19 protein-coding genes are annotated in these 24,151 nt (G+C 47.7%); 13 read left to right on the forward strand and 6 right to left on the reverse strand.

Annotated features, from left to right (window positions below; genetic code table 11):
• Positions 1 to 199: 199 nt before the first annotated feature.
• Positions 200 to 817, forward strand: a complete 618-nt coding sequence (locus KKG35_06565; GenBank protein MBU1737787.1) for a restriction endonuclease — start codon at positions 200 to 202, stop codon at positions 815 to 817.
• A gap of 57 nt (positions 818 to 874) precedes the next feature.
• Here KKG35_06565 and KKG35_06570 read toward each other — a convergent pair whose 3' ends face one another.
• On the reverse strand, positions 875 to 1,024 hold the full coding sequence (locus tag KKG35_06570) for a zinc ribbon-containing protein (GenBank protein MBU1737788.1): 150 nt from the start codon (positions 1,022 to 1,024) through the stop codon (positions 875 to 877).
• A gap of 1,933 nt (positions 1,025 to 2,957) precedes the next feature.
• On the opposite strand from KKG35_06570, the gene KKG35_06575 reads away from it, so the two are divergent.
• From KKG35_06575 to KKG35_06590, 4 genes are all read left to right on the forward strand, one after another.
• Complete coding sequence (locus tag KKG35_06575) at positions 2,958 to 4,532, forward strand: tetratricopeptide repeat protein (GenBank protein MBU1737789.1); 1,575 nt, start codon at positions 2,958 to 2,960, stop codon at positions 4,530 to 4,532.
• Between the two features lie 19 nt (positions 4,533 to 4,551).
• Entirely contained in the window at positions 4,552 to 4,917 is a 366-nt protein-coding gene (locus tag KKG35_06580; protein ID MBU1737790.1) for a translation initiation factor Sui1, read from the forward strand.
• Between the two features lie 151 nt (positions 4,918 to 5,068).
• Positions 5,069 to 5,545 (forward strand): SEC-C domain-containing protein, encoded by a 477-nt coding sequence (locus KKG35_06585; protein MBU1737791.1) that lies wholly within the window; start codon positions 5,069 to 5,071, stop codon positions 5,543 to 5,545.
• Between the two features lie 416 nt (positions 5,546 to 5,961).
• Positions 5,962 to 7,062, forward strand: a complete 1,101-nt coding sequence (locus tag KKG35_06590) for a metallophosphoesterase (protein ID MBU1737792.1) — start codon at positions 5,962 to 5,964, stop codon at positions 7,060 to 7,062.
• Positions 7,063 to 7,132: 70 nt separating this feature from the next.
• Here the strand turns inward: KKG35_06590 and KKG35_06595 are convergent, their stop codons facing one another.
• The 5 genes from KKG35_06595 to KKG35_06615 all read right to left on the reverse strand — a co-directional run bounded on the left by KKG35_06595 (position 7,133) and on the right by KKG35_06615 (position 12,013).
• A complete protein-coding gene (locus KKG35_06595; protein MBU1737793.1) occupies positions 7,133 to 8,395 on the reverse strand; it encodes a cytochrome-c peroxidase in 1,263 nt (420 codons plus the stop codon).
• A gap of 40 nt (positions 8,396 to 8,435) precedes the next feature.
• Positions 8,436 to 10,679, reverse strand: a complete 2,244-nt coding sequence (locus KKG35_06600) for a hypothetical protein (GenBank protein MBU1737794.1) — start codon at positions 10,677 to 10,679, stop codon at positions 8,436 to 8,438.
• Between the two features lie 185 nt (positions 10,680 to 10,864).
• On the reverse strand, positions 10,865 to 11,056 hold the full coding sequence (locus KKG35_06605; GenBank protein ID MBU1737795.1) for an ankyrin: 192 nt from the start codon (positions 11,054 to 11,056) through the stop codon (positions 10,865 to 10,867).
• A 225-nt stretch (positions 11,057 to 11,281) separates the two neighbouring features.
• The gene (locus KKG35_06610; protein MBU1737796.1) at positions 11,282 to 11,569 is read right to left on the reverse strand and encodes a hypothetical protein; all 288 of its coding nucleotides are present in this window, start codon (positions 11,567 to 11,569) and stop codon (positions 11,282 to 11,284) included.
• Between the two features lie 228 nt (positions 11,570 to 11,797).
• Complete coding sequence (locus KKG35_06615; GenBank protein MBU1737797.1) at positions 11,798 to 12,013, reverse strand: hypothetical protein; 216 nt, start codon at positions 12,011 to 12,013, stop codon at positions 11,798 to 11,800.
• A gap of 233 nt (positions 12,014 to 12,246) precedes the next feature.
• On the opposite strand from KKG35_06615, the gene KKG35_06620 reads away from it, so the two are divergent.
• The 8 genes from KKG35_06620 to KKG35_06655 all read left to right on the forward strand — a co-directional run.
• The gene (locus KKG35_06620) at positions 12,247 to 12,852 is read left to right on the forward strand and encodes a DUF1847 domain-containing protein (protein ID MBU1737798.1); all 606 of its coding nucleotides are present in this window, start codon (positions 12,247 to 12,249) and stop codon (positions 12,850 to 12,852) included.
• A complete protein-coding gene (locus KKG35_06625) occupies positions 12,849 to 13,319 on the forward strand; it encodes an alpha/beta hydrolase (GenBank protein ID MBU1737799.1) in 471 nt (156 codons plus the stop codon). Before KKG35_06620 ends, KKG35_06625 begins: the two co-directional genes overlap by 4 nt.
• 169 nt (positions 13,320 to 13,488) lie before the next feature.
• Positions 13,489 to 14,307, forward strand: coding sequence for a C-GCAxxG-C-C family protein (locus KKG35_06630; protein ID MBU1737800.1), 819 nt, complete (start codon positions 13,489 to 13,491; stop codon positions 14,305 to 14,307).
• Positions 14,308 to 14,534: 227 nt separating this feature from the next.
• A complete protein-coding gene (locus KKG35_06635) occupies positions 14,535 to 15,992 on the forward strand; it encodes a TolC family protein (GenBank protein MBU1737801.1) in 1,458 nt (485 codons plus the stop codon).
• Between the two features lie 22 nt (positions 15,993 to 16,014).
• A complete protein-coding gene (locus KKG35_06640) occupies positions 16,015 to 18,117 on the forward strand; it encodes a type I secretion system permease/ATPase (protein ID MBU1737802.1) in 2,103 nt (700 codons plus the stop codon).
• A gap of 1 nt (position 18,118) precedes the next feature.
• The gene (locus KKG35_06645) at positions 18,119 to 19,429 is read left to right on the forward strand and encodes an HlyD family type I secretion periplasmic adaptor subunit (GenBank protein MBU1737803.1); all 1,311 of its coding nucleotides are present in this window, start codon (positions 18,119 to 18,121) and stop codon (positions 19,427 to 19,429) included.
• A 531-nt stretch (positions 19,430 to 19,960) separates the two neighbouring features.
• Complete coding sequence (locus KKG35_06650) at positions 19,961 to 20,791, forward strand: hypothetical protein (protein ID MBU1737804.1); 831 nt, start codon at positions 19,961 to 19,963, stop codon at positions 20,789 to 20,791.
• The coding region (locus KKG35_06655; GenBank protein MBU1737805.1) for a hypothetical protein at positions 20,792 to 24,151 on the forward strand (3,360 nt) is incomplete at its 3' end.

Genomic DNA, 24,151 nt, shown 5'->3' on the forward strand with positions numbered 1-24,151 from the left:
GACTTACGCATCACTGCGACATTATCGAAACCGGCAACGAAAGCTGGAGGTTGAAGAACAGAAAATGACTATTTTTTTGTGCCTGAGGGGGGTCAATATTGGACGCTGACAGGGGGTCAATTTTCAACGCTGATTGACAAGAGGTTGTTTCAAGATTACAGAACGCGGGAAAAGTGTTCTTGCTGACCCGCCCGAAACGATGAACGTGAAATATCTCAAGCAGTACCCAGAGTTCCAGAAGTTTCATCAACCTTCCCCAAAAAAATCTGACCCTCAACCAGTTGTTATTATTACCGACAAAACTCCTGAAGAAGCCCTTGAAGAAGCCCACTTGAACTTACGGAATCAGTTAGCCGATGAGTTGATTCAGCAGATTATGGCTAATGATTTTGAGTTTTTCGAAAAACTTGTCGTACGGCTGATTGTTAAGCTTGGATATGGTGGCTCCATGAGGGACGTCGGTCAAGCTGTTGGTAAGAGTGGCGATGAAGGCATAGATGGCATCATCAAAGAGGATAAACTTGGTCTGGACATAATTTACATACAGGCTAAACGGTGGGAGGCTTCAGTCGGTCGTCCAGAGATACAGAAGTTTGTTGGGGCACTCCACGGTCAGCAGGCCAAGAAAGGAATATTCATCACCACCAGTAGTTTTACATCGGGGGCCAGGGATTACGCCTCCAAGATTGATACTAATGTAGTCCTGATTGACGGAGAACAACTTGTTGACCTGATGATAGATTACAACTTGGGCGTATCAACGGTTGAGACTTATGAAGTTAAGAAGGTTGATACTGATTTCTTTATTGATGATTAGATTGATAAAAGAAATACCGGAAGGCTGTTATGCCTCCCGGTATTTTTTGATTTAGGTTTATCTTGTTGCCCGTACCAGACGGAAATTTGTTCCTCTACACTGGGCACAGGGAGGGAACCGCTCTCCCTTAACCGAAGTGATTTCATTTCCACATTTGGTACAGGCGTATATGCCTGACTTCTCTACGATTTGGCCAGTAGTTGGCATTATTCTTCCCCCTAAATTATTTCTTACGTTTAATGGTTTCAACGATGGCGGTACTTTTCCGACGTTGAGCTTCTTTTACAGGGATGAATTTACCATTTCTGGCGTCCCTCCCGATTTTCGTTGTTGATACAGAAGACTTCTTAACCATTTCTCTTTCCTCCAGAGAAAAGTTTGTACTGCTTATCCCACGCCAGAAGGGATGCTGATTATTGATTTAACTTAATTTTTTTAGTCCTCTACATTGGTCACCCCCAGACCAGCCGATAATAAAGGTCTTGACCTGAAAAACCACATCATGTACAAAAATGAGTGCGAATTCATTTTATACCTGGCTGATGAGATTTTTCGGCCAAATGATGTACCCAACTGGTTAGAAAGTACATCAACCCAAGCCATTAGGATTTCCTGATGGCTTTTGTTATGTTCGTCTGACACTACCAAGTGTATCTCCCCCTTCTTGATACATACTGCCTGTAGTGCCTTTATGGCACCCGATTCGGGAGAAGTTAGGCATTGTTTATCTATAAGTCAATGTATGAGCGTTATTATTTTTAGCATTAATGATATTGGTTATTGTTAATGGAGCAATTGACGTGGTTTGCTCGACACTAAACCCATTATTAATGGCCACAAACACCCCCAATCACTCACCATCACTGCCTTTCCTCCTTGTTCGTCTTGCCGGGGAGGTTCTATGGAGGTTTTTTTCGCCCTTTTTGCCCCAAATACAGTCAAAAAATACACCTGTTTTGAGCAGTCTCAAGATGGGTGTTTCAGAGTGTTTCGCTGGACTCGTTGAAATTGCGAACAAAATTCGCTATGCGTGTGAATTGCTGAACACTTTCTGGTACAGCTGTACAACCCTGTCAGAGGGTGTTATTCACACACACTTTCTTTTTGCGATTTGATTTTGATTCTGACGGCTTTTTTGACGGCTTTCAATTCAAATTGACGGCTTTTAACGGCTCTAAATGGCTGTAAAGTAGGGTGGAATACGCATTAATACGGCCTGTCACGCCGGAGGTCGCGAGTTCGAGTCTCGTCGGCCCCGCCATTTTATACCATGGGATTAACCGGGAACGGTTGGTCCCATTTTTTTTTGCCTCTAGTCTCAAAACTTAAGGGTGGTGCTCCTTCGCTGTATTCAACGTTTCCTGTGGGTGTGGAAAAATTGGACGTTCGCGGGTTATATTTCTTTAATGTTGTGTATGTGGTTGAAATATCATTTTTTATGTTGATTCTTGTCCGGCAAGAGACTTTGGCAGACAAATACTCTGTTGACGTTTTTATCTTGTGACGTTATTTTAGATCTTCCTTTCGATTTTATATTGCCCTGTTGCCTGGTTTCTTTGGGGGAAGAAGATAGGATATAAGAATTGATCTAACTGGCAACAGGGCTTTTTTTTGTCTTTTTTACCACCCCGCATTCCTTCGCTACTCTTTTCTCAATCGCTATTCTTTTTAATCCAAAAACCAATCTGTCCGTTGGAATATTCTCGGTATGTATTGACAACCACAATGTGGTAGTTATATTGAACAGCAGAACCTGGGGTTCAGCATTACCCTGCTGTGGTTATTTAGCGGCAGGTTTCATTCCCTGAGGTCCGGTTGCCTCATGAAGATCGAAAAGGGGGGCGGTGACCGGACCTCTTTTATTTGCCATCCTGCTAGCCAGTGCTTAGTTTCTGAAACAGGGAAAACATTCTTCCCTCCTTTGGGCCCTGCTGTCCGCCAGTTCACCTTATCAGACAATCAATGGATGGCAGGGCTTTTCTGCGGCCAATTTTTAAATTTTCTTCCGGTTATTTTTGGAAAAAAATGTCTGCTTGCCTTGATTCGATATTTCTGCTCTGGTAAATACACTGTCCATTGTCGCAGGGCCGATGGCTTGTCATTCGGCTGTATCATTTTTGAATATCAAACATACAGAACAATGGAAAAAGATACTCACCGGGAACAGGTGAAGGGTGTATCGGGAAAAGACCCGGCCCTGTACCACAAGACAATCGAAGAACTCATTGAAGTAGCTGTTGAATTTCATGGAAATGGAAAGACCAGACGGGCAGAAAACATCTATCGCACCGTCCTTGAGTGTGTTCCGGAGAATATCCAGGTGAATTTCAATCTTGCTACTATCTGTCATAGTAACGGGTATGTGGAAGAAGCGATCGAACATTACAACCGGGTTTTGCAGCATGACCCGGACAATTACCAGGTGCTTTTTTATCTGGCTGGCGCTTATCGGGATCAGGGGGCCCTCGATGCTGCCGCAGACACCTATCTGAAGGCGATAGATTCCGAACCTGATCATGCTGATGCGTATTACAATCTCGGGATTGTCCACCAGCACAGGAATGAGTCGCACCAGGCCAGGAAATGCTATCTGAAAACGGTGGCACTGGATGATACCTATGCGCCCGCTTTCTATAATCTTGGTGCCATCAGCTATGAAAACGGCAACTATGATGAGTCGATAGGGTTTTATGAAAGGGCTCAGGTGCTTGCCCCCGACGATATCGACACCTGTTATAATCTGGCGTTGTCCCATACCCGGAAAGGGAATCTGATTGAAGCTGTGAAGCTCTATTCTTATGCCATCGAACTTTCTCCTGATGATGGTGATCTCCATAATTCCCTCGGTCAACTCTGGAAGCAGCTGAAGAATTATGACAGGGCAGAGAGTTGTTTCAGGGAGGCGGTCAAATTAAAACCAGATTATGGTGCCGCATACACGAACCTTGCTGTTATCCTCCATACCATCGGCAATGTTGACGAGGCCATAGAGTGTTACAGCAAGGCGATTGAATTTGGATATCAGACCGAGATCGCCGATCATATGCTGGCTGCTCTGATTGGTTCAAACAGGACATCAATGCCTGAAAACTATGTCAGGGACCTTTTTGATAGTTATGCCGATGGATTTGACGACTCGCTCGTTAACGAACTTGAGTATAACACTCCGTTATCATTGATGAAAACAGTTATGTGCCATGCCGGAGAGAAATGCCGTTTCGAATCGGTTCTTGATCTGGGTTGTGGGACCGGGCTTGCCGGCGAGACTTTTCGTGGGCTTTGTCACAGGTTGTCCGGGGTTGATATCTCGTCGAAAATGCTGGCTAAGGCAGAGGGGAAAGGGCACTATGATACACTTCACTGTTCTGATCTCATCGATTTTCTTGCGGCGACTGAAGAGCGCTATAACCTGATCATTGCGGCGGATGTTCTCAATTATATCGGGGCTTTAGGTCCTCTCTTTCATCATATCGGCAAAAGGCTTGATGACAAGGGATTGTTTGCCTTTTCTGTCGAAAAACCTGCCGGTGACGGTGGATGTTGTCTCCAACAGTCCGGTCGTTATGCGCACAGCAGGGATTTTGTGGAGAAGATCTGCTGTGAATCCGGCCTGGAAGTGAGAGAATGTCTCGAAACAGATATCCGTAAAGACAGGGGTGATTGGATCAAGGGTCAGATTTTTGTTCTCCGGAAATCTTTCCCTGATTTCTTCTGATTTCAATCTGGCTACCATCATGAAATACTATAAGAAGCTGAAAAATCATTTGGTTTATTCGACTGATCAGTCGCATCTCTGTTCCGGGTGTAATCAGCCTCACGTTGACTGCCGGTGTAGGACTGGTCAGAGAATACAGAGAGGTGACGGAATTGTCAGGGTGAGTCGTGAAACTAAAGGCCGCAAAGGGAGCGGCGTGACCCTGATCACCGGTCTCGAGCTTGATCATACCGGGTTGAAGCGGCTGGCAGGTACCCTGAAGAAAAAGTGCGGGTCAGGCGGGGCGGTCAAGAACGGTGTGATTGAAATTCAGGGAGATCACCGGCAGCTATTGATTGCAGAACTTGGAAAAGAGGGCTATAAGGTCAAGCTTGCCGGTGGCTGAATCGGCGGTTGTATCAGGAGATTCTATTGTTGCATTTCGGGGCGACAGATCATGCAAGGGTTCTCCAGGAATTTCTCTGAAGGGTAAGAATCTGATCTTTACCGGGAATGGCGACAATTTTTTAAAACCAACAAACTGAACAGGAAAAACAATGACTCTATGTCCGTGCAGTTCCGGGAATGAATATGCTGTGTGCTGCGAACCCTATCTTCAGGGTTTGAGTGCCGCTCCGACCGCAGAAGCCCTGATGCGTTCGCGATATACCGCCTATACGAAAGATGATTACGGGTACGTGATCCGGACCTGTCACAGTTCCACCCGCCCAGCGAGTGAAGATTTTGAAGATGAGGTGAAGATAGAGTGGACCGGCCTTGAAATTGTCGAGACTGAAAAAGGCCTTGAGAGTGACGATGATGGTGTTGTCGAATTCATCGCCAGATACAGCTATAACGGGAACGCACTTGGCCAGCATGAGCGGAGCAATTTTGTCAAGGAGGATGGCGAATGGTTTTATGTGGATGGAGAATTCGTCAAGCCGCCCCAGGCCCGCTCGGAGAAGATAGGACGCAATCAGCCCTGCACCTGCGGCAGCGGTAAAAAATACAAGAAGTGCTGTTACAGAAAGTAGCACTGTTGGTCGGGGACAGGAAACAACCTCTCCCATCTTCTTTTTCTCTACTACCTGAATCCGTGAGCGTTCGAGAACGGCACATCTGCTGCGTTGAAAACTCGTTGATATAACATATGTATTATCAACATCGTCGTCGCCTTGCATCTGTGCCGTTCTCGGACGCCCCGCAGGGCGGCGGGTGAATATCTGTTCCCGCCCCCGAGCAATAGCTTTGTAGGTAATTACAGTCACTTGAGGCGGCAGATTGCACTCAGCCGTCACGGATTCAGGTATTAGCCCGCCGTTTCTTCTTTTGTCTCCCTGATGCCGCCGTGAGGAGAAACTTATTGGGGATGCGATGATTCCGCTTCCTCCCTCCTTGCTTTCTCCAGAATGTAATTTACTCTTCACCTGTTATGTTATATTCTCCTTAAATGTTTGGAATTATTCTGGTTTCCATCATTTCTGCCTTTCATCTCTACGCTTTCAGGCGGTTATGTTCCATACCGGGGGTCAGGAGGCGGTTCCCGCTTAAACTCATCGGTGCAGGCGCATTTGTTCTCTGGTCGATTTTTTTCCTTGGCCGGGTTTATGGCCATGGCGGGCACTCGTCAGCTGCCTCGGTGCTGGAGTTTGCCGGCATGGTCTGGATGGCGGCTCTTTTCCTGATTACCGTTTCATTTCTGGTTATCGACCTGATCACTCTGTTCGGACTTGGTTTCAAAAAACAGCTCCCTGTTCTGCGAAGTTGTGCTTTAATGCTGGGGTTTCTCCTGACTTTGATCGCTCTCGTTCAGGGTTTGAGAGCTCCGTTGGTGAGTGAGCATGATGTCAGATTGTCCGGGCTGCCGGAAAGACTTGACGGCGCGGTGATGGTAGTCCTTTCCGATATGCACCTTGGCAACCAGATTGGGGCCGGCTGGCTTTCCAACCGGGTGGCTCAGGTTATGGCCGAAAAACCTGACATCATCCTTCTGGTCGGCGATATCTACGAAGGGCATGATCGGCCAGAGCCCGGGATTCTTGCCGCAATGCGTGAACTATCGGCCCCTCTTGGAGTCTGGGGCGTCCTCGGCAATCATGAATTTTATGGTGGTGAGGCGGTGATCAGGGCGCTGACGGATGAATCCGGGGTAACGGTTCTCAGAAACTCTTTCACGGAAATTGCGCCGGGATTGACCCTGGCAGGAGTGGAAGGGAAAAGATCCGACCGTCGTCCCGACACCTCTTCGACTGTTATCGAAAAGACCCTGCAGGATGTCCCTGAGGGCGCTTTGATCCTGATGTCCCATAAACCCTGGCAGGTGGAGAGTGCCGCGGCAAATGGTGTCGGGTTGATGCTTTCCGGGCACACCCATGGTGGGCAGATCTGGCCTTTCGGATATCTTGTAAAGCGGGTTTTCCCGAGAATCGCCGGGGCATATAAAATTGGTGAGATGGTTCTGATTGTCTGCCGCGGCACCGGGACCTGGGGGCCGAGAATGCGGCTCTGGCAGCCCGGAGAAATGTTGAAGATTACTCTCCTTCGTAAATAGTCCAGAGTTTTATCGAATCAGCACCTTTGCCCGATTCTCCGAGCTTTTGATCCTTTATCGACGAGGGAGATCATCTGTCAAAAGGAAGAATCCGCAGCGGAGCGTTCAGGGTTTCCATAAAGGCAACGAGCCGGCGGAGTTCATCCATGGTCAGCTCCTGGTCTTTCAGCTGGGGTGAGTGATCCTTGTAGAAGATCATCACGTCCATCATGGTCTTTGAGCTGCCGTCATGCATATAGGGCGGGTGGGCTGAACTGTTTCGCAGGCTGGGTGTTTTAAATGCCCCTTCCATAATCTCCCCAGTTTCCTTGATTTCCAGCGGGACCAGATTTAATGATCGGCACTCTTTGGGGTTCGCATCGCTGTATTCCCCCTTGCAGTTGAATACATCTTCCTGCATCAGTTTGATGCCTTCGGCGCGACCGCGGTCATACTCGCCCTTGCTCTGCTCAGAGACCCCGATATTATGGAATACCCCGTTGGTGAATAACGGACCGCGGTGACAGTTGATGCATTTCACCCTTTCATCGTCGATAAAAAGCTTCAGCCCCAGCTGCTCGTCGGGGCTGAGAACATTCATCCCGTCCGGATCATTTTTGAGTACTGCCTCCACATAATGGTCAAACCGGGCCGGAGCAGGGACGATCCGGGCGACAAAAGCGGCAATCGCCTTGCCCATATTAGCAAAAATCCGGTTGACCGCCTTCCGGTTTTTTTCCGACATTGCCAGCCAGGCGGCATACCCTTCCTTATCGTCGGGGTTGGGGATGGCTTTGGTCGGGCAGGTTTTACTGTTGATCTCCGGCATCGCGCCGAATATTTCCTCATACTCCGGGCGGTAGTAGTTGTAGATCAGGGTCGCGCAGGTGGTTCTGGAAATGCCGTGCTCGACCGCGCTTTCCGGAGGCCCCAGAGCCTGTGACCAGAGGCTGTCCTTGCGTCCGTCCCAGAAGAAATACCGGCTGTAGGCCAGTCCGATGAACGGCATGCTTCGTCGGGCGGTGGTCGCCATCCCTCTGGCCAGCGGCAGATTGTCGGTGAAGCTGTAAGTGGGCAGGTGGCAGTTACTGCAGGCCACTTTCTGGTTGGCGCTGAACCTGGTGTCGTAGAAAATTCTCTCTCCCAGGATGGCGGCTTTGGGATTGTCGGAATATTTGTTTGAGGGGTCTTTGGGCAGAGGGGGGAGGTTTTTCAACTGGAGAGATTTCAGTATCTTGAGTTCTTTTTCACTCCATTTGATCGGGCTGTCAACTTCGGCCCGGCTGGCATGCGGGAATGAAAAAAACAGGAAGAAAATGATTCCGGAAAAGGTGAGGGTAAGAGTTTTCAGCATAGATGTCTCCAATAAACCCTGAATTGCCGGCAAGGCCGGTTTAGTCCGGCTGTTGAATTCGCTCCATCACCCGCTGCACATGGTTGAGAGGATCCGGTTCGTCGTAAAGGTCGATAAAGGCTGCTTCCTGTCTGACAACGTCGTCAAGAATAGTCAGAATCTGGGGATCGTTGAACCTTCGGAGCCCCCGGGCCGCCACTTGGAGGAGTTGGAGCGAGTGGCGGAGATTCTCTTTGTTGCTCATTTCTTTGTAGTAAGACGAGTTCGGGTTGCCGAATTCCTCGACCACTCCATGAATGATCGACTTGGCGGAATCGCCGCCGACCAGGGAGAGAAAGATCACCAGTTCGCGGATCAGATAGAGGAGAAACCTGGGTCTCATCATATCGTCATCGAGTTCTTTCTGGGCGGAGAGTTTCAGCAGCAGCATGGTGATTCGTCTGAACTTCTGGATCAGGTTGTCGTGGTTCTTCTCAAGAAAATTAAGGGCTTCATCGACCATTTCCCGGTTCAACCCGTCTTTGGAGTCGAGAACGTCCTCAGGGGTCAGTTCAATGTGGCTGAGTTCAGTCCACTGGCCGAAACGAAGGAGGACGGTGCCGAGCACCAGTCCGTTCCGGTCGGAAAACCTAATGACCGCCGACCGGTCAAAAATATCGGCAAGCAGGATTCTGAGGGCTTCCCGGGGATTACCGAGTTCGACGACCAGGGGTCTGATGGCATTCAGGAAAGTAACCCGTGAATTTCGTTTGGAAAGCTCTTTCAGGTAATGCCAGAGGATACCGAAAACCTTGATCCCGTATTGGAGAAACTGCGGGATATTATTCTCAAAGAACTTTCTGCGGAAATTTCCCTGGTCGTCAAAGCAGTCGCCGAGGAGAACAACCAGTTTTTCCGCTTCCTTGCGAGTGATGGAGAAATTCCTGGCAATGACTTCATAATCCTCATCATCAAATTCAACCTTGCGGTGGGCGAGATCCAGGACTTTTTTCTTGATCGCCGACCTGCGGGTGAAGAAACTGAGCAGGCTTAATATCTTTTCATGCAGCGACCACCCGGTTTTGTGACCAGAGTCGTTCACCGTAGAGAACTCCTTTCCGTCGACGGAAAGGGAGTCATACATCTCATCGGGAAGGTGGTCGAGTCCTTCTTCAATGTTCCTCAATGCTTCACTGTGGAGTGATTCACGGTTGATGTGTTCTTCGGCAAGCTGGAGAAAGTCGGTTGCCCTGGTCAACCGCTTGCCCATGACATCGGGTTTGATGTCTTTGTAGCCTTCACTGTTGATACTGGAGATGATCTCGGAGGCCATTCTGGGGTTGTTGCCGTATTTTGCCAGAACCAGTCTGGAAGCTCTCACCGCCTCAACCGCCCTTTCCGGATCTTTATGGAGGTTCTGCATCAGCCATTGGGCATTGTTTACCTCAATCACCATTTTTTCGATTTCTCCACGATTGACCATGGAGGCGAGAATGGCATCATAAACGGTGGTGAAGCAGTCAAGGCCCTTGTCCGGCTTTGAGCCAAGAATCATCGGTCTGATCTTGTTGACCAGATTCTGCAGGGCGGCAGGTTTTACGTTGCTGCCGGCGGCGAGAAGGGTGAGATTGATGCTTGGCCGGTCATATTCATCGTGGACAATAAAGGAGTCCTGGGTGTTCTGGCCGGAATAATAACGGATTAAACTTCTAAGTGCTGATTCGACCTCCTTGAGTTCCGTTTCCTTACACTTGCCGACATCCAGAGAGAAGTTGAAAATGTGCATGGCGCTTAATGACTTGAATGCTTCAAGCAGTTTGGCATGCAGGACCTTGCCGTGTCCTTTGTCTCTCCGGGCGACGATCTGCGCCACATGGTGATCGACCAGCAGGTTGCCGAAGGACAGCTCGTAATCGTAGATCTCGGAACCGATATCCTTTGACGCACATTGCTGCCCGCGCAGACGGCAGAAGATCCTGCCGTCGAACTCAGGGAACTGGGCGATCTTTTTCAGAGAGGAGAGAAAGACTTTGATCTTCTTTTCATTCTCCTGGGCCAAAGCGGCAAAGTGGCTGTTTTCAAGAATGCCGGCAAACAGGCAGGTTGTTTCTGACAGAAGAAGGCGATAATAGTCGAGCAGTTTCTCCTGCTGATTTAAGAGTCGCATCAGGGCCGACTGGGAAGAGCTGTTTTCTTTTATCCTGACAGTGTCGTCGATGCCGGCGAACTGGCGGTAGAGCTGTTCGGCCGATTCCTCAAGGGTGAAATCGACTTTTTCATTCTCTTTATTCTGGCTGTTTTTCATAATCCGGTTAGAGAAAAGCTGACGTATCCGTTTGAATGATCAGTGGTGTCATTTAGTTTATAGAACAATACCTTGGAAGAAAAGTTAATTCCATAATAAATGCTTTTCGAAAAGGCAAACCCATCCCACGGATCGAGGACGATCGACGTTCGCTCCATACATCCGGATTTCCCGGGGCCTCGATCTTACCGGGTGGGACCCGTTTTCAGATATCCGGTGCCTGAGCAGGCGCTGCATTCCAGTTTCGGAGTGCACCGGCAATCCTCCCAGTCATCACCTTTCTGATTGCCACGCCATTCCATGTTGCATTCGCAGTTTCCTTCGAGATATTTTTTGCCCTGACAGGTAGGGCATATTCTGTTTCTTTCATTTTTCATATTCATCACCATGCCCTTCATTCATGCAATTTGTTTTCAGTCCAAGGGGTGATTCAGGCCGCAAATTTCCTGCGGCCTGAATCGGTTAAAGCTGAGTTGTGGAGCTTGTCTCCTCGTGCCGTTAAGCAACGCCTGCGAGATATCGAGACTTATGCCCCTCAAGGGGGTACTGAAGTGAGTCCCTGCAGGGTGAAATCAGCAGGTTTCAAGCAGAAGCTACTCCGCTCAGCCACCGAAGTCATAGTCAAAGGACTCCCTGCTGTTCAGGTTAAGGTCTCTCCGGCCGACACGCTCCTTTGTTGAATACCCTTCGACAGCAGGACAGGTGGTCACCAATTCACAGAGCCGGTCATCCAGCTCGGTCATGATGATGTGCAAATCCTCTATCTGGGGTAGCAGGTGATACTTCTGGATTGACGGGATTCTGTCAATCTTTCCTGAAAGGTCATGGAGTTTGTTGCTCCACACTTCAAGCTCCTCAGCGATGTTCGAACAATATTCTCTGCTTGCCATGATGAACCTCCATTTGTATGGGGTAATCTTGTTAGTATCCTTTACTAAAAAGGTAAGGATGATTGCAGGAGATACAATGTCTTCAACGATGAAATAAGAGGGGATCTGAATGCAGAAAAATGGTTAGGGACTAACCTTAGGAGGGGGTGGAATTAAAAGAAGAAGAGGCGTTTGCACCCTTCGGGTATAAGTTTCGCACGAGCAGGCAAGCTGCTCAACTCAGCTTTATTACAGGCCCTGCAGATAAATATTTATCTCTTCTTCGATCCTCTTTTCAATCTCCTCACCGAGGAAATGAACGGAAACGACATCCTTGAGCTGACAGGTTCCCACACTGCATTTGATGCAGCCGATCTCATATCTGCCGAGGATTGAGCCGATCTCCGGGTATTCTTCGATGGCGTCCTTGATATTTCTGTTGCCAAGGTCATTGACCAGTTGCATCTTGGTGTCCTCCCTGATTTATTAATGATTCCACTTTATCGCGGATTGTTTTTTTCAGAAATGATTCAAGTCAAGCTTCTCCCGGCGGGAACCGGAGTTTTCCTTACTTCGTTTTTCAGCGTTCATCCCCGGGTTGGTGCTTTTTATTCCACCTTTACGGTGAAGCCGATGGGAATCACAGTAACTTTTCCGGGATAATTTTTTCCAGAAAGTAATTGAAGGGAATTTGAAAAATGGATTGTGCACAATGTCGACAGAAACCACGGAACAGATGCAATTCCCAGGGGTTCGATTGTACCGGAGGAAAACTTGATCTTTCCGGGTACGAGGGTGAGGAAAACCGCGATTTTCAGAATGTCAGCGACCTGTTGCGGAAGATCCATGGGAATTCATTGTGCAGGCTGGAAGAGATTGCCATGTTTGCCAAAGAGGCCGGCTATGAAAAGCTTGGTCTCGCTTTCTGTGTGAGTCTCAGGGAAGAGGCGGCGCTGGTAGCTGCGTACCTGAAAAAATCATTCAAAGTTGAGTCCGCAATCTGCAAGATTGCCGGGATCGATAAAGATCAATACGGGATGATCAGGATGAAGGAAGAGGGGCTCGAAGTCGCCTGCAATCCCATCGGTCAGGCCGGGATCATGAACCGGGCGGGGACCGACCTCAACATCCAGCTGGGGTTGTGTATCGGGCATGATATCCTCTTTCAGAAATATTCCGATGCTCCGGTGACCGTTCTTGCGGTCAAAGACCGGGTTCTCGCCAACAATCCGTTGGGCGCGCTTTACGGGAGTTTCTGGCGAAAGAAACTCGGGATCACCCCCGACGGGAAATCGCAGAAATGACCCCGGTCTTTATTCACGGACTGGAAAGCAGCAGCCGGGGCACAAAAGGGACATGGTTCAAGGAAAGGTTTCCGGGCATGCTGATCTGCGATTTTATTGGATCGTTCGAAGAACGGATGGTGCAACTCAAATGCTTTCTGGCGGGCAGGGCCAATCTGGTGCTGGTCGGCTCAAGTTTCGGGGGGTTGATGGCGTCTGTTTATGCCATCGAATATGGATCGGAGGTGGCAAGAGTTGTTCTGCTGGCGCCAGCCCTTAATTTCCCTGAATTTGATCGCTTCCGGTCAGGATCAACTTCTGTTCCGACCCATCTTTATATCGGGGACAGGGATGCCATTTGTCCAGCCGATCTTGTTATTCCGGCAGCCCAAGAAGTTTTCACCGATCTCGTTGTGAATCGTGTTGATGACGATCACCTTCTCCATGCTACTTTTCGTCGGATCGATTGGAATTCCATGCTCAGATAGTATTTTGTTCATGCAGCTTCCTGCGGATTTCAGGTGCGACAATTTGCCACATTTGCAAGCTGGTAACACGGTGTTAGCTTGTATCACATTGTTCCATAGATTCTCCAGATCGTACCGGGTGCGGTTATTGGGGGTAAACGCAAAATGCGGCAGAAAATGTGAGGAAAAAATGAGCGAGACCGAGAAACAATTGAAACAGGAAGATGTTCTGGACAGCAAGGGTCAGATCAGACGGCGAATTCTGGCAGGAACCGGTGCGGTTGCAGCAGGGGCCGCCATCGCCCATTTCGGCGGAATGCTGAATCTGGCCGAAGCGAAGAGCGGCGAAGCCAAAAGCTGGCCCTGGCCCTATGAAAAACTTGATCCGGCCAAAACCGCCGAGATCGCCTACAACGAATGGTACCGGGTTTTCTGCGGGGCCGCGGTGATCAACAGCGTCTTTCAGCAGCTTGCCGAGAAAGTAGGTGAACCCTATAAATCATTCCCGAACGACGCCTTTGTTTTCCTTGAGGGCGGACAGGTCGGCTGGGGGACCATCTGCGGATCTCCTGCCGGTGCCAATATCGTGGCGAATCTGATCATCGGCCCGCGGATTGCCGGTTCACCTGCGGCCCATCACATCTCCGGTGATATCATGGACTGGTACTCGTCAACCCCTCTGCCTACCTTCAAGCCGGTAAAGGCCCGGTTGGACAAGGAGGTCCCGGTCACGACCAGTGAATCTCCGCTCTGCCATATCTCCGTCGGCAAGTGGATGAAAGCGACCGACAACGCCCTGGGAAGCCCGGAAAGAAAAGACCGCTGCGCCCGGGTTGCCGCCAGCACCGCCTACCGGCTGGTGGAATTTCTGAATGAATGGAAAGCCGGCGAGTATGATTCCAAGAGCGATTTCTCCTGCGCCAAGGAAAACGGGATCACCGGCCAGTTCAACTGCATGGAGTGCCACGGCGACAACGTCCCGGAAGCGCCCAAGATGAAAAAGTCGTAATAAATAAAAAGCAGCCCAAGTTTTTCAGGCCGGTATCCTTTTTTGGGTTACCGGCCTTTTTGTTTTCACCTGACAGCGACCATGTGTCCGCCTTGGTTTCCCAAGAATTCAAGGGTTACATGAAGCTATTCGAATCAGTATTTATTCTAACGATTATTTTCTTAAAGGGAATAGGCCTCTGACAAATTGATTGACATTTTCGGCTTATGTTCTTAATAGTGTCTACCTTGTTAGGCATGGTGGTTTTAGGGTGGAAAGACAGTCTCAAAATTTCCTTTATCGACCTGACTCAAGATCTCAAGCATGGAATTAGAAAATCGCAATATGGTTCAATGATCAATAATTATAGTTTTTTTCACATCGTAATGATGCGGACAGGAAAGTATTTTTCTCTCCTCGTTTATACCTGTTTTTGTGCTGTTGTTTTCGGCGGTTCTGCTCTGGCGGTTGAACTGGATTTTGATTCGTTGCTGCAAAAAGCAATAATCCACTCCCATGATCTAAAAGTTGCTGCGCTCGAAAAATCTATTAGCGATATAAAACTGAAAGAAACAAAAGCGCTCTACTTCCCCACAATTTATATGCGGTTCGGCAATGAATATCTGCACGATCTCGATAAGGAATCCCAACAAACAGCATATGTCGGGGATACGGTTATCACCGGCAGTGACTCAACCTATCAGCACTCATTATCCGTGAATTTGAACTATAACCTTTACGATTTTGGCGCCAGGGGAAAGAAAGTTGGGATTTCGGAAGATGACACTCGTATCTCAGAGTCAAACTTACAGAAATCCAGCAATGATCTCAAATTCAAGCTTCTAGATATTTATGCAAGAGGGTTGAAAAATTATGTGAATTTGCAGCACCAGAACAAAATTATCCAGTTTCTGCAGGAGAAGTATTACCTCAATAAGCGGTTGCAGGAAGCAGGCAGGGTCGGGCAACTTGAAGTCACTGACGCGGCTGTGGAGCTGGCCGAACTGTATAACACAATCACCGACACGCGAAGAGAGATTGAATCCGTACTGGTGAATATTGGGTTTTATGTCGGTGAAAAATATGGGGCGGAAAATACCACCTTTGCGGATTTAAAATATATGGCAGTAACTATAACCCCGTCAGTAGACAGTTTTCCGGATCTTGTAGTGTATGACCTGGAGATTGACAAGAAAGCAAAAGAGTTAAGCGCTGCAACTCGCGAGATGTTGCCAAGTTTTAACCTCTATTCTTCCTACCGGTTATATGGGCGGGATGAGAATGAATTTACCGAGTCATTCAATGACATGTCCCGGACGAATGCATCTGTAGGGGTGACCGTTAACTTTAAAATATTTGAAGGCTTCAGCTCCGTCAACAAAAGAGGGCGATTGAAGACCGAGCTTGAAAGGTTGCAGGTGTTGCGGGACAGGAAAAAGGCAGAGTTGGTGGCCAGAATCGATAGTATTGTCAATGAGCTAAGCATCCTGGAATCCTCAAAAGATGAATGGCAATCATATTTAGAGAAGGCCGAGGAAAGGATTGAAATGTCAAAAAGGTTGGCCAACGAAAAAGCAATTGAACGAGTTTCCTACCTTGATCGGCATATTGAACTTCTGGAAAGCAAAACCAAAATCGAACTAAATAAAATTGACATGGCTGCAAAGAGCCTGGAGCTACAATTTTATAATGACATCAGCAACTGAAAAGACAGGTTCCGACGACAAGATAAATTCCGGTCTGGTCTGCTTTGAAATAGTCTCCCGCATTAATCAGATCGACGTTGATATCCGTTCGGTTGTGCGTGAGTACGGCATAGAGAGTGATGAGGTCAGTTCCGATGAAATATTAAGAATAGCCAAAAACCTTGGTTTCAAAGCAAAAGTAAAAAATCTTTCCCCTATCGAAGTCGCGGATAAATATCCCCTTCCTGCCGTTATTATCTGTAATGATAACAGCTATGCAGTCCTGCTTAAGGTTAATAAAGAAGCTGGCAAAGCCCTGATCTTTAAACCCGGCGATAAGCAAACCTCCGAGATTGATCTTGTCGACAGTGCCGACCTTTTTTCCGGCAAAATGATCATTTTCAAGCATAAGCTCATCTCCTCCCAGGTGGCCTTCGGATTCAGGTGGTTTTTTAATGAGATAATCAAATTCAAACATATTATCGGCGAAATCCTCCTGGGCTCCTTTGTCGTGCAGTTATTCGGGCTGATCACCCCGCTTTTTACCCAGGTCATTCTCGATAAGGTTATTGTCCATCGAAGCATGACCACCCTGGACGTGCTCGGTATTGCCTTTTTTGCCATTATCGTCTTTGAGTTTCTGCTCAATGTTTCCAGAAATTATATCTTCATCCATACCGCCAACAAGCTCGACGCTAAACTTGGCGCCAAGCTCTTCCGACATTTATTGTCTTTGCCCTTTGCGTACTTCGAAAACCGGCAGGTCGGCAACATTGCCGCCCGGGTTAGAGAGCTTGATACCATTAGGGAGTTTATCACCAATAAGGCGGTCTCGGTCATTATCGATCTTTTCTTTTCCACCATATTTATCGGGGTAATGTTTCTCTACAGCGCCAAACTCACCTTCATTGTTCTGGGGTTTGTCTCGATCATTGCCATTCTCTATCTGACCATCACTCCGGAACTTCGCCGGAGGTTGGAGCAAAAATTTCAGATGGCGGCCTCATCCAACTCGTACCTCATTGAGTCGGTCACCGGTATTCAGACGGTAAAATCGCTGTCCGTCGAAGGCAGCATGCAGAAGAAATGGGAAGACCATCTGGGCAGATATGTGCAAGCCAGTTTCAAACTTGCCAATATGGGCAATATCTCCGGTGCGCTATCAAACTCTCTCCGGCGTCTGATGACCATCTGCATTCTGTATCTGGGGGTTAAGGCGGTCATTAATAACGAACTCACCGTAGGGCAGTTGATCGCTTTTCAGATGATCGCCGGGCAGTTTTCCGGCCCGGTATTGCGGCTGGTCACCCTGTGGAATGAGTTCCAGCAGGCCCTGTTGTCCGTAGATCGCCTTGGCGATATTTTAAACCACCCGGTTGAGGTTTCTTCGGAAAAAGCTATCACCTTGCCGCAGCTGAAAGGCCACATTAAACTTGAAAATCTAGGGTTTAAATACAGCCCCAACGGACCAAACGTGGTCGATGATGTTTCAATCACCGTTCCTCCCGGCACCAGCCTCGGGATTGTTGGTCGCAGCGGCAGTGGCAAGAGCACCATAACCAAGCTCATCCAGAGGCTCTATATTTCCAATCAGGGCACAATCTTTGTCGATGGCATCGATATCAGGCATCTTGATCCGTTGTGGCTGCGGTTTAATATCGGGGTGGTGTTGCAGGAGAATTACCTGTTCAGCGGCACCATCAGGGACAACATCGCCCAGCCCAAACCGGATGCGCCAATGGAACTGATTATCCACGTCTCGCAAATGGCAGGCGCCCACGAGTTTATCACTCAATTGCCGGAAGGGTACGACACTCCGGTCGGCGAGAGGGGGTCCACTCTGTCCGGCGGGCAAAAGCAAAGAATTGCTATCGCCAGGGCGCTGATCACCTCACCCCGGATCTTGATCTTTGACGAGGCCACCTCCGCCCTCGATTATGAATCCGAAAAAATTATCAGGAACAATCTTGCCGGCATCAAAAAAGGCAGAACCACAATCTTTATCGCCCACAGGCTTTCAACGATCAAGGATTGCGATATGATCATGGCCATGGACAAGGGCAGGATTATTGAAATGGGCAATCATGATACCTTGCTGCAAAAGAAAAATTATTACTATCATCTCCACAGCCAGCAGAATACCTGAAATGAGAAATTCAAAAGACGACAGCCACGAATTTAAGCCCCTGTTGGTCGAAATCGAGGAGCAGCCGGTTAACCCGCTCGGGCATGCGATTTTCTGGATCATTATTGCCGCCAGTTTTTTTGCCATACTTTGGATGTGTCTGGGCAAGGTTGATGTGGTGGTTACCTCAAGGGGCAAGGTGATTCCCAAGGGTGAAGTCAAGGTTTTGCAACCGCTGACCACCGGTGTGCTGCGGGCCATTCATGTAAAGCCTGGTGATTTTGTGGAAAAGGGGCAGGTATTAATAGAGATCGATCCGTCCGGAATCGAGCCGGAACTTGAGTCAATGAAAGAAAACCTCAACCAGCTCGATCTCGAGCTGCAACGCCTCAATTCTCTTATAGAAAACAAACCGTTCGCCCCGGACCTTGCACTCTTTAGTGAAGACGTTATTTCGGTCCAAATGGATATTTACCAATCAACAAAAGAAAAACTTGTCAACCAGCTCAAGATCAAAAACCAGGAACTCCGGCAGAATCAGGAACAGTTGGAAACGGTCAGGAACAGTAAGAGCCAAAGTGAAACTCTCTTGAAGATGGCCGATGGACGCCATGCCCGTCTCACAAAGATTAAGGATCTGATCAGTAATAATGAGTACGACTCATCCTATAGCGAAGTGCTCAAACATACCAACGATGTCGAGACCGCCAACCACCGGCTTGAAGAGCTTCTGGCCGGCAAGGAGCAGATCTTCAAGGAAATTGAGTATATCAAGGAAGAAGAGCGAAATCGCCTGCTGACCGAGTATTCAAGTATCCGCAAAAACTATGTTCAGCTCAAGGCCGAGATCGACCGCTCCACCTATTTCAATGCCAGGCAGCAGCTCACTTCACCGGCAGCCGGGTATGTCAGCAACCTTTTTGTCCACACCATCGGCGGAGTGGTGAGCCCGGCGGAAAAACTCATCTCCATCGTGCCCTCCGATACCCTGCTGGAAATCAAGACCAAGGTTTTAAACAAGGATATCGGCTTCATTGCCCAGAACATGGACGTCACCGTCAAGATCGACACCTTCAACTTCCAGAAATACGGCACGTTAAATGGTACGGTCCGGCACATTGCCAAGGACAGCATCGATGACGAGCAGATGGGGCCGATTTATGAGGTGTATGTAACCATGCTCGATACCTCCCTGATCATCGATGGCAAGAAAACCCTGGTTTCACCGGGCATGAGTGTAACCGCCGAGATTAATGTCGGGAAAAGAAGGGTCATCGAGTTTTTCATCTATCCGATCATTAAATACCTGGATGAGGGGATCAGCGTCCGGTGAACATCAACGCCTGAGATGGCGCTAAAGTATCCAATCATTGAGGAAGTCCCCAGGTACCCCATCTTTCATTCAGGAATCGCTAAACAACAAAGACGTGGTTATCTGCCAAAATATCCACTGAACATGCAAAGCAAAACCCATTCCTTGCAGCTCGAAGTCTATCGCTTATCTGCCGCGGGAAGCTTCAATTTATAAGCAAAATAATTATCCCTGACAAAAAAAACGTGATAAATCAATGTGTTATGCCTATCAAGAAAAAAGTGCAAAATATCCTTGACAACAGCTCTGCCTAGTTGTTATTTCTAACGCATTGTATGTTTGGTTGGAGTGAGGGGTACAAATTTGTCCTCTTTGCCGTTCACCGGTTGATTTATTCCAATCTCGCTCCTGGGAACGCTCCATTTGTTTTGACTACTGCCTTGGACGGATATACTTCACCGGTTATTAGGGACAAATAGGATCGGACGTGAAATGAAATGATTTGGGATGGCTTGATGGCTGAAAATACTGCGAAATATAAGGAGGAAAGAATTGGCATCGAACAATGACAAAGTACCTTCAACAAAACCAAAACGGTTTGTTAAGTCCTTCCGTTTTTGGTTTATGCTGCTGCTTATCACATTCATTGCCGGATTCGCCTACTTTATCAAACGGCAAAATATGGCAAATGAGTCAAGGGAGAAAGAGAAAATTACCTATTATGTGTCAGGCGCTGTCAACCGGGCGCTTTTGTTAAAAACAGAGGATTATAACAATACAAAAACCATTATAAGCAAAGAATTAAAATTGCTATTCAGCGATGCAAGAGTTCCAAGGCATTTTTGCAGGATAAACGAAAATGGTGATATGTATTCATTAATGCCTGACAACTCTGTTTCATCCGCTGAACTTGGAAAATGTTTTGCTGTTACTTCAATAAGAGCATATGAAGAGGGGGTAGCAAATAATATTTATAGGATTATCAAATGGATTCCTGTGATTAATTGGTATGTTGGATTTTATTTAGGAGATGTTTTTGATTCAGTTATATATGTTCCTGAAAAATTATTGAATGATAAAAAATTAGAAAGGAACTTTTATGATTCGATAGAAAATCCATGTAAATATCTAGAAAATCCTGAATCATATAGACATATTGAAGAAATAAAAGAAAGAGGAAACTCGGCGAAATTTGCCATTAATGCATGGGAAGGACTTTCGTGCAATGACGAAGAATTGAAAACATTTGATATCAATGTAAGAACTATAACAAACAATGATGTTTATAACAAATTATTTGAAAATATAAAGTTGATTTATAGTATTGACAACGAAAATTATATAGAAAAAACAATTAAAACATCAAATAAAAGGAGAATGTAAATGGCTACTATACAATTTCATATTTATACTGATGGGATACCAGGTCATTCTAATTTTACGCTAACTGATAACGACGGAAATTCAATAACATATGGATTCAATTTGCGGCCAAGTTGGTATAATCCAAACGAGTCGCCTGTGGAGGGCTGGGGAGGGTTGTTCGATGAGAGCGAAATGCTCGATGTAGATCCGATTACTGGTCTTCCAAAAAGGCCTCATATTGACTCTTCTGTAATCGAAATTAGCCAAGCTGAATTTGATGCCAAAATGGCAATAATTGACAATTTGTTGCATCAGACACAGCAAGGAGCACCTCTTGATTATGATTCGATATCAAACCCAAATGACCCAGGTGATGGAAGGAATTGTACTGAGTTTAATAACGATATTTTCAATGAAGGGCGAGATATTCCGGGAAAGTTTGGTGATTATTTTTCCACTGACGATTTAGTGGATGGGTATAATGGACGGCCTGTTATACCAAACATAGCCAATAATTATTTATCTCCTGAAAGTCAGGATGGATTTCTGCAAGGATTGGGGGATAAATTTCGTGACAATTTTATTGAATTTGGTGAAAAATACGTCGGAATGCTGGCGGATGCTATTGATGGACCAATTCAAAGTTTAAGTGATGCCATTGAAGGTTGTCTTGATGGTATCTTTTCGCCATCTGATCAAGCTGATTCCGACGGTGGCGGCGATGGCACATACCGGATCGTCTACTATGACCCGCTGACCTTGGATCTGGATGGTGACGGCCTGGAGACGGTTTCGGCCCTGAACGGCAGCGGTGTGTTGTTTGACGGCAACAGCGATGGTATCCGCACCACCAGCGGCTGGATCAAGGGCGATGACGGCCTCTTGGTGCGGGATATCAATAATAACGGCGCAATCGATTCCGGCGCTGAACTCTTCGGCGACTCCACGGCCCTAACCAACGGCGGCACGGCCAAGAACGGCTTCGCGGCCCTAACCGACCTTGATAGTAATCTTGATGGCAAGGTCGATGCCCAGGATACAGCCTTTAATGAACTGAAAGTCTGGCGTGATCTTAATCAGGATGGGCAGTCGCAGGCTGAAGAACTCTTTACCCTGGATGCAGTCGGAGTTGAAAGCCTTGATACTGGGTATGTCAATATAAGTGGTGCCAGTACCAACCTGGAAGGTGGTTATTATCGCGAAATCGGCACATTTACCCGAACAGATGGCACAACGGGCAGTATGGCCGATATAAATCTGATGGAAGATACCTTCCGCAGTGAATATGTAGACTCCATAGAAATCCCACCTGAATTGCAGAACTTGCCGGATATCCAGGGCATGGGTAGGCTTCGTGATCTTCGTGAGGCAGCGGCAATGTCACCGGCTTTAGCCGATATTCTCACAAATTATGTGGCTGCAGAAACACGAATGGAAAAAAAGGCGCTTCTTGATGGTCTTTTGCTGGAATGGGCCAAAACCGATCCGCAGTACACTGAAGCCCCTGTTCAGGACTGGCAGTATTTTGTTAATTGGACATATTCGAACACCTCAACCAACGTTATTAGACTTCGTCGTGGTGAAAGCGTTCCTGGATATATAGCTGCTGACGGTTATGATCAACCTATGCTTGATCAGGAAACGCTGTATCGGGTCCGGATTATTGACGCAATAACCGGCCAGGCGCCGACCACGTTTCTTGACAGTGTCTTTAAAAACGAGAAGACGGCATACAATAATGCCTATGAGGATATCTCCGATACCATCTACAACAGTCTGTCGAGGCAGACGCATCTCAAACTCTATTTTGATGCTATTGATCTGACCATCGACGCAAACGGAATCGGTTTCGATTTTACCCAGGTGCAGCAGATGCTTGATAGCGCTTATGCGCTGAATCCAGACGATGCAATAGCCGATCTGACCGAACTTATCCAGAACATAAGCCCTGATTTGCGCGAAGCGTATTGGCAGGAGAGTGTTCCGACTCTGCGCACCTGGGCTGAGGCTACCCAGGATGGAATTACTGCCGAAACCTCTGCTTTGCTGGATGATCTGGGGATTATAGTCAGTAGTGGCGAGATCATGGGAACAGCCAAGGATAATATTATCTTCAGCCAGGACGCAGATGACCTGGTTTATGGGATTGATGGAGATGATACCATATACACCGGCAATGGTAATGATACTGTTTATGGTGACAATGGTAATGATTCGATCTATGGCGAGGCCGGTGATGATATTTTAAATGGTGGTGACGGTAATGACCTATTGGATGGCGGCACTGGCGCCGACACAATGACCGGCGGTAAGGGCGATGATACATATATCGTTGATGATGCCGGAGATGTGGTTGTTGAGGATTTAAATGAAGGTCTTGACACAGTTCAGAGTTCCGTGAGTCACACCCTGTCGGACAATGTTGAAAACCTTGTATTGACCGGCAGTGCCGCCATTGACGGTACCGGCAACGCATTGGCAAACACGATTACCGGTAATGACGCTGATAACGTGATCAACTCCGGCAACGGAGGGGACTCTGTTTCCGGCGGGGCTGGTAACGACACGATCACCACAGGCAGTGGCGAAGATGTTGTTACTGGTGACGCAGGAGACGATACGATTATCACCGGTTCCGGAAATGACATTATAACCGGCGGTATCGGCAACGATCATCTGGAAGGCTGGTACGGAGACGACACCTATGTATTTAATATCGGAGACGGTTCCGATACGATCTACGATGGACAATTCACTAAAGGCCACGGCTATAACACATACGTTCATAACGGCTACTGGGGCGGCAACGATACCCTGAAGTTTGGCGTGGGGATCACCGCATCGGATTTACTGGTAACCCAGACAGCTACCGACATGGTCATCGGGATTAAAGATCCGAATAACCCGACTGCAACCATTGATCAGCTGACCGACAAGATCACGATTGAGGATTTCAAGAATTACGGGAACCGGATCGAGAACTTCGAGTTTGCCGATGGAACAGTTCTTGATATTGCCCAGTTCACCAACCTGACAGGAACAGCCGGTGATGACACCATAAATTACTGGCATAACACCCATGACGGGGTAATCGACGGCGGTGACGGTAACGACACGATCAACGCGATAGACGCCAATGACATTTTAAACGGCGGTGGCGGCGCCGATACGATCAACGCCGGTCAGGGCAATAACACTGTAGACGGAGGAGACGGTAACGACGTAATCACCACCGGTAACGGAGTGGATATTGTCAGTGGTGGCAGTGGAGATGATACGATCATAACCAATAGCGGTAATGATACGCTTAGCGGCGGCACCGGCAACGATCATCTGGAAGGGTGGTATGGTGATGACACCTATGTATTTAATATCGGA

The organism is Pseudomonadota bacterium (genome assembly GCA_018823285.1).
Taxonomy (GTDB): Bacteria; Desulfobacterota; Desulfobulbia; order Desulfobulbales; family JAGXFP01; genus JAHJIQ01.

Excerpts from the sequence above, each read along its gene's own strand:
- KKG35_06600 (MBU1737794.1), bottom strand. The coding sequence starts at position 10,679 with ATGAAAAACAGCCAGAATAAAGAGAATGAAAAAGTCGATTTCACCCTT.
- KKG35_06645 (MBU1737803.1), top strand. The coding sequence starts at position 18,119 with ATGAGAAATTCAAAAGACGACAGCCACGAATTTAAGCCCCTGTTGGTC.
- KKG35_06590 (MBU1737792.1), top strand. The coding sequence starts at position 5,962 with ATGTTTGGAATTATTCTGGTTTCCATCATTTCTGCCTTTCATCTCTAC.
- KKG35_06620 (MBU1737798.1), top strand. The coding sequence starts at position 12,247 with ATGGATTGTGCACAATGTCGACAGAAACCACGGAACAGATGCAATTCC.
- KKG35_06595 (MBU1737793.1), bottom strand. The coding sequence starts at position 8,395 with ATGCTGAAAACTCTTACCCTCACCTTTTCCGGAATCATTTTCTTCCTG.
- KKG35_06575 (MBU1737789.1), top strand. The coding sequence starts at position 2,958 with ATGGAAAAAGATACTCACCGGGAACAGGTGAAGGGTGTATCGGGAAAA.
- KKG35_06580 (MBU1737790.1), top strand. The coding sequence starts at position 4,552 with ATGAAATACTATAAGAAGCTGAAAAATCATTTGGTTTATTCGACTGAT.
- KKG35_06610 (MBU1737796.1), bottom strand. The coding sequence starts at position 11,569 with ATGGCAAGCAGAGAATATTGTTCGAACATCGCTGAGGAGCTTGAAGTG.
- KKG35_06625 (MBU1737799.1), top strand. The coding sequence starts at position 12,849 with ATGACCCCGGTCTTTATTCACGGACTGGAAAGCAGCAGCCGGGGCACA.
- KKG35_06615 (MBU1737797.1), bottom strand. The coding sequence starts at position 12,013 with ATGCAACTGGTCAATGACCTTGGCAACAGAAATATCAAGGACGCCATC.
- KKG35_06585 (MBU1737791.1), top strand. The coding sequence starts at position 5,069 with ATGACTCTATGTCCGTGCAGTTCCGGGAATGAATATGCTGTGTGCTGC.
- KKG35_06605 (MBU1737795.1), bottom strand. The coding sequence starts at position 11,056 with ATGAAAAATGAAAGAAACAGAATATGCCCTACCTGTCAGGGCAAAAAA.
- KKG35_06630 (MBU1737800.1), top strand. The coding sequence starts at position 13,489 with ATGAGCGAGACCGAGAAACAATTGAAACAGGAAGATGTTCTGGACAGC.
- KKG35_06570 (MBU1737788.1), bottom strand. The coding sequence starts at position 1,024 with ATGCCAACTACTGGCCAAATCGTAGAGAAGTCAGGCATATACGCCTGT.
- KKG35_06565 (MBU1737787.1), top strand. The coding sequence starts at position 200 with ATGAACGTGAAATATCTCAAGCAGTACCCAGAGTTCCAGAAGTTTCAT.